This is a genomic window from Burkholderia sp. Ac-20344 (genome assembly GCF_017104975.1).
Classification (GTDB): Bacteria; Pseudomonadota; Gammaproteobacteria; order Burkholderiales; family Burkholderiaceae; genus Burkholderia.
On sequence record NZ_JAAGPP010000298.1, the window covers coordinates 1 to 3,091 of the forward strand.

A 3,091-nucleotide genomic window follows, 5' to 3' on the forward strand; every position below is an offset into this window, starting at 1 on the left:
TTCCGATGCGCCGCCCGCGTCGCGCCAGCAGGACGAACTGTCCGATGAAGCCGATCCGTCGTCCGGCCGTGCGGAGCATGTCCCGCTGATCTCGAACGAGCGCGACACGCCCGCTTCCGACCCGGCGCCGACGCCCGCCGAGCTGGCCGAATGCCGGGCCATCGCCGCACGCATCGCGAGCGCCGCCACGCCGATCGCGTCGGTCACGTTGCAGGAACAGCGCGACCACCTCGGGCTGCTCGGCGTGCTGTCGCGCGAGATCGCCGCGTTCTGCGGCGATCCCGCAGTCGCGGCCGGCGGACAGTGGGAAGCGCACGTCGTGCTGAACGACCGGATCCTGGCGTCCACCGAGCTGCACGTGTCGCTTTCGCATTTCGACCTGCAGCTTCGGTTCGATACGCAGGATCGCGAAGCACGGCAGTTACTCTTGGCCCACAGCGTCGCACTCGAACAGGAACTCGACACGATGCTGCGGGCATGGGGGCAGCCGCGGACCGTCCGTCTCACGGTGTGGTAGCCGGCCCCGCGTGAATTGCCTCGAGCACGGCGCCCGGCGGGCGGCATGCGCGGGCCAACGACGGCACTTTCCGGCCACGGATGAAACTGATTCGGCATTCGATCACACCCGGCGGCGCGCCGTTCGCGCCGCTCGTCCCGCCACCGCTCGATGCGGCGAGCGCGCATGCGTCGCGCCGGCTCTTCGATGCACGCCTGCCGGTGTTCCTGCGCGACACGCTCGGCGTGCGCGATTTTCATTGCGGCTTCGCGTCCGCCGCGCCGGATTACGCCGACCCGGCCGTCGCGGAGCTGCGAATCGACACGCCGTCCGGCCCGGTGAGCGCATACGTGCTGCTCGATCTCGAGCGCTACCCCGCGCTGTCGGTCTGCGCGTGGTCCGAGGCCCAGGCTGCCGACCGGCGCACGAGCCCCGAACTGACGCTGCGCAACGCCGTCGCGAACGTGCTGTGCGGGCCGCTGCTGGGCTGTCTGGATACGCTCGGCCTGACCGGCGCACAGGTGGTCGCGGTCAGGCGCGGCGCCAGCCACGCGCCGCGTCCGCGCAGCGTGACCGTCGCGCTGTCGCTCACGCTGCGCGACCAGCGGCACGACGCGCTCGTGCAGTTGCCGGGCCGTTGCATCGAGTGGCTGGATGGCTGCCTGGCGCGCACCGCGCGCGCCGGCTGGCTCGACGCGTCGCTGCGCGTGCCCGGCAGCCTCGTGCTCGGCGTGAAGGCGCTGTCGGTCGACACGCTGCAGAGCCTGCGCGGCGGCGACATCCTGCTGCGCGTGTTCGATCCGTCGCTCGACGCCGCGTGGCTGCATGGCGCCGGCGCCCGTGCGGACACCGCACCGCATCCCGCGGCCTTCGCGACCTGGGGCAGCGCGGGTCTCGCGCATGGCCGGGCCGCGGTGGCCGTGCAAACCCGAACGATCACTTTGTTGAAGGAACCCGTGATGACGGAAACCACCGTCCTGGACACGCCGGAAGCCGCGCTCGATGCGCCGGATGCCGAACGCACCGTCGAAGTGGGCGAACTCGAGCTGCCGGTGCAGTTCGTCGCCGATACCGTTGCGCTGACGATCGACGAGGTGTCGTCGCTCGCGCCCGGCTACGTGATCGAGCTGCCGACCGCAATCGCCGACCTGACGCTCAAGCTCGTCGCGCACGGCCAGGTGATCGGCCACGGCGAGCTGGTCGGGGTCGGCGAACACGTCGGCATCCGCATTCTCCGCATGGCGCACGAGCATGGTTCAGTACAGTGACCTGTCCGGCCTGCTGCTGATCGTCGTCGCGATCGGGCTGTTGCCGTTCGTTGCGATGGTCGTGACGTCGTACGCGAAGGTGGTCGTCGTGCTCGGCCTGCTGCGCAACGCGCTCGGCGTGCAGCAGGTGCCGCCCAACATGGTGCTCAACGGCATCGCGATCCTCGTGTCGGTCTACGTGATGGCGCCCATCGGCATGATGGCGGCGAAGACGCTGAGCGGCCAGACGATCTCGCCGCAATCGTCGCAGGCCGTGATCCAGGCGGCCGACGCGGCGCGCGAGCCGTTCCGGCAGTTCCTCATCAAGCACACGCAGGAGCGCGAGAAGCGCTTCTTCATGCGATCGGCTTCGATCGTGTGGCCGACCGAGGAGGCGCACGCGCTGAAGGAAACCGACCTGATCGTGCTCGCGCCGGCCTTCACGCTGACCGAGCTCACCGATGCGTTCAAGATCGGCTTCCTGCTGTACGTGACCTTCATCGTGATCGACCTGATCATCGCGAACGTGCTGCTGTCGATGGGGCTCAACCAGGTGTCGCCGACCAACGTCGCGATCCCGTTCAAGCTGCTGCTGTTCGTCGTGATGGACGGATGGTCGGCGCTGATCCACGGGCTCGTGCTGACCTACAAGTGACCGGAGCCGCCATGGATGTCGATTCGCTGGTTCACGCCGCCACCCAGGGCATGCTGCTGTGCCTGACGGTGTCGTTGCCGTTCGTGATCGCGGCTGCCGCGGTCGGGCTCGCCGTGTCGTTCGTCCAGGCGATCACGTCGCTGCAGGACCAGGCGCTGCCGTTCGCGGTCAAGCTGATCGCCGTGACGATCGTGCTGGTGATCGCCGCGCCGCTGTCCTGCGCGGCGATCCTGCATTTCGCGAACGAGATGATGCGAACGGCGTTTCCCAACTGACGCGAGGCCGGAATGACACGTATCGGGCCCCACTCCGCCGCGCTCGCCCAGCAAGCGGCGGCCGCGCACCGGAAAACGGCGAAACCGTCGCGCGCGAAACCTTCCGGGCAGTTCGCGACGCTCTATCGCGGCACCCGCTTCGCGCACGGCGGCATGCAGGCGCAGCAGAACGCGATGCAGGCGCAGCGCGCGAAGAAAATGGCCGCGCGGCTCGCACGGCGCCGCCGCACCGCACGCGGCAGGCGTGGCGCCGGGCCCCTCGACGGTGCGGACGGCGCCGACGCCGCCGGCGAACCGCCGGAACTCGAGGTATCCGGCGACGAGCGCGAACGCCGGGGCGGACACGGCGGCGGGCGCGGCAGCCAGGGCGACGAGCAGGACGACGCGAACGAAACGGAACGCGTCGCCACGTTCAGGA

At 69.8% G+C, this 3,091-nt stretch carries 4 protein-coding genes and 1 pseudogene; all 5 read left to right on the forward strand.

Annotated elements, in window-relative coordinates:
* Positions 1 to 517: type III secretion system protein SctP (gene sctP / locus G3N64_RS38465; protein ID WP_205788804.1), on the forward strand; the 517-nt coding region annotated here is incomplete at its 5' end.
* A gap of 80 nt (positions 518 to 597) precedes the next feature.
* Positions 598 to 1,764 carry a type III secretion system cytoplasmic ring protein SctQ gene (gene sctQ / locus G3N64_RS38470; protein WP_205788805.1) on the forward strand — a complete coding sequence of 389 codons (1,167 nt, stop codon included), beginning with the start codon at positions 598 to 600 and terminating at the stop codon, positions 1,762 to 1,764.
* A complete protein-coding gene (gene sctR, locus G3N64_RS38475) occupies positions 1,748 to 2,398 on the forward strand; it encodes a type III secretion system export apparatus subunit SctR (RefSeq protein WP_205788806.1) in 651 nt (216 codons plus the stop codon). Before sctQ ends, sctR begins: the two co-directional genes overlap by 17 nt.
* An 11-nt stretch (positions 2,399 to 2,409) precedes the next feature.
* Positions 2,410 to 2,673, forward strand: coding sequence for a type III secretion system export apparatus subunit SctS (gene sctS, locus G3N64_RS38480; RefSeq protein ID WP_046547810.1), 264 nt, complete (start codon positions 2,410 to 2,412; stop codon positions 2,671 to 2,673).
* A gap of 12 nt (positions 2,674 to 2,685) precedes the next feature.
* Positions 2,686 to 3,091: pseudogene (locus G3N64_RS38485) on the forward strand (hypothetical protein); the annotation flags it as partial.